Here is a 2,500-nt window from a genome sequence, read left to right on the forward strand (position 1 = left end):
GACGAAGTAATGCAAAGAAACGAAGCCATGACCATTTTATAGGTTTAGATGTTTATGAATGCTCAGACTGGATAAATTCAGGTGATACTAGTCCAGATAATGAAGTGGTCTTCAATCATTTGCTGGCAGAAGTATATGAAGGTTTGAGCGCACATTATCAAGACTTACTACTTCGACAAATGCGAGGAGAAGAACTAACTCGCATGCAACGGTATCGCCTTCGTGAAAAAATAAAGGCCATCTTATTTTCAGAAGACGAAGAGTGAAGAGGAATTCCCTATTTTAATAAAAATAGGGAGTTTTTTGATAAGAGAAGAAAAAAGCAAGTTAAAAAAGACTAATTTTTTTAATTTACCAAAGCTAGTGGTGGCATGAAATAAAGCGAATACAGGAGAGGGAAAAAGCGAACGTAAGATAAAAAAAGGTATAAAAGTCACAGTTAATTCTTGACAAGTTTAGTTAGGTTTGATAGAATATAATAGTTGTCGCAAGAGACGAGGGTCTTGAAGCGATAAGCTAGACCATTGAAAACTGAATAAAGAAGAATGACTCATGTGATGTAGTAAGATACATCAAAAATCTGTCAATCAATAATGAAAGACAAGCCAGTCACTAAGGTGACTTAAATACTTTATTTGAGAGTTTGATCCTGGCTCAGGACGAACGCTGGCGGCGTGCCTAATACATGCAAGTTGAGCGCTGAAGGTTGGTACTTGTACCGACTGGATGAGCAGCGAACGGGTGAGTAACGCGTGGGGAATCTGCCTTTGAGCGGGGGACAACATTTGGAAACGAATGCTAATACCGCATAAAAACTTTAAACACAAGTTTTAAGTTTGAAAGATGCAATTGCATCACTCAAAGATGATCCCGCGTTGTATTAGCTAGTTGGTGAGGTAAAGGCTCACCAAGGCGATGATACATAGCCGACCTGAGAGGGTGATCGGCCACATTGGGACTGAGACACGGCCCAAACTCCTACGGGAGGCAGCAGTAGGGAATCTTCGGCAATGGACGAAAGTCTGACCGAGCAACGCCGCGTGAGTGAAGAAGGTTTTCGGATCGTAAAACTCTGTTGGTAGAGAAGAACGTTGGTGAGAGTGGAAAGCTCATCAAGTGACGGTAACTACCCAGAAAGGGACGGCTAACTACGTGCCAGCAGCCGCGGTAATACGTAGGTCCCGAGCGTTGTCCGGATTTATTGGGCGTAAAGCGAGCGCAGGTGGTTTATTAAGTCTGGTGTAAAAGGCAGTGGCTCAACCATTGTATGCATTGGAAACTGGTAGACTTGAGTGCAGGAGAGGAGAGTGGAATTCCATGTGTAGCGGTGAAATGCGTAGATATATGGAGGAACACCGGTGGCGAAAGCGGCTCTCTGGCCTGTAACTGACACTGAGGCTCGAAAGCGTGGGGAGCAAACAGGATTAGATACCCTGGTAGTCCACGCCGTAAACGATGAGTGCTAGATGTAGGGAGCTATAAGTTCTCTGTATCGCAGCTAACGCAATAAGCACTCCGCCTGGGGAGTACGACCGCAAGGTTGAAACTCAAAGGAATTGACGGGGGCCCGCACAAGCGGTGGAGCATGTGGTTTAATTCGAAGCAACGCGAAGAACCTTACCAGGTCTTGACATACTCGTGCTATTCCTAGAGATAGGAAGTTCCTTCGGGACACGGGATACAGGTGGTGCATGGTTGTCGTCAGCTCGTGTCGTGAGATGTTGGGTTAAGTCCCGCAACGAGCGCAACCCCTATTGTTAGTTGCCATCATTAAGTTGGGCACTCTAACGAGACTGCCGGTGATAAACCGGAGGAAGGTGGGGATGACGTCAAATCATCATGCCCCTTATGACCTGGGCTACACACGTGCTACAATGGATGGTACAACGAGTCGCGAGACAGTGATGTTTAGCTAATCTCTTAAAACCATTCTCAGTTCGGATTGTAGGCTGCAACTCGCCTACATGAAGTCGGAATCGCTAGTAATCGCGGATCAGCACGCCGCGGTGAATACGTTCCCGGGCCTTGTACACACCGCCCGTCACACCACGGGAGTTGGGAGTACCCGAAGTAGGTTGCCTAACCGCAAGGAGGGCGCTTCCTAAGGTAAGACCGATGACTGGGGTGAAGTCGTAACAAGGTAGCCGTATCGGAAGGTGCGGCTGGATCACCTCCTTTCTAAGGAATATATACAAAGACGTGAGCATTCAACTTTATTCAGTTTTGAGGGGTTTAGTGATAAACCTAAGCAAGAATCAAATTCTTGATTGTGGGGCCTTAGCTCAGCTGGGAGAGCGCCTGCTTTGCACGCAGGAGGTCAGCGGTTCGATCCCGCTAGGCTCCATTGTCAGACAAGACGTTAAAATCACTTGAACATTGAAAACTAAATAACAATATCTAATAACGATAAATAAACCAAAAGCTGTGAATTTTAAAGAATTTACAAACTTATACTTGAAAAACGATGATTATAAATCATCATGGCAAAGTTAATAAGGGC

1 protein-coding gene, 1 tRNA gene and 2 rRNA genes (1 of these 4 cut by a window edge) are annotated in these 2,500 nt (G+C 45.4%); all 4 read left to right on the forward strand.

The window, feature by feature from the left end:
• The coding region (locus ABZX61_RS65590) for a hypothetical protein (RefSeq protein WP_355213209.1) at nt 1-266 on the forward strand (266 nt) is incomplete at its 5' end.
• Between the two features lie 365 nt (nt 267-631).
• Nucleotides 632-2,178, forward strand: a 16S ribosomal RNA gene (locus ABZX61_RS65595).
• 93 nt (nt 2,179-2,271) lie between these two features.
• Nucleotides 2,272-2,344, forward strand: a tRNA-Ala gene (locus ABZX61_RS65600).
• Between the two features lie 138 nt (nt 2,345-2,482).
• Nucleotides 2,483-2,500 (forward strand): 23S ribosomal RNA (locus ABZX61_RS65605) (it continues 2,883 nt past the right edge of the window).
• Together the 16S and 23S rRNA genes with 1 tRNA gene alongside form the textbook arrangement of a ribosomal RNA operon.

This window comes from Nonomuraea sp. NPDC003709 (genome assembly GCF_040610775.1).
In the GTDB taxonomy this organism is placed as follows: domain Bacteria; phylum Actinomycetota; class Actinomycetes; order Streptosporangiales; family Streptosporangiaceae; genus Nonomuraea; species Nonomuraea angiospora_A.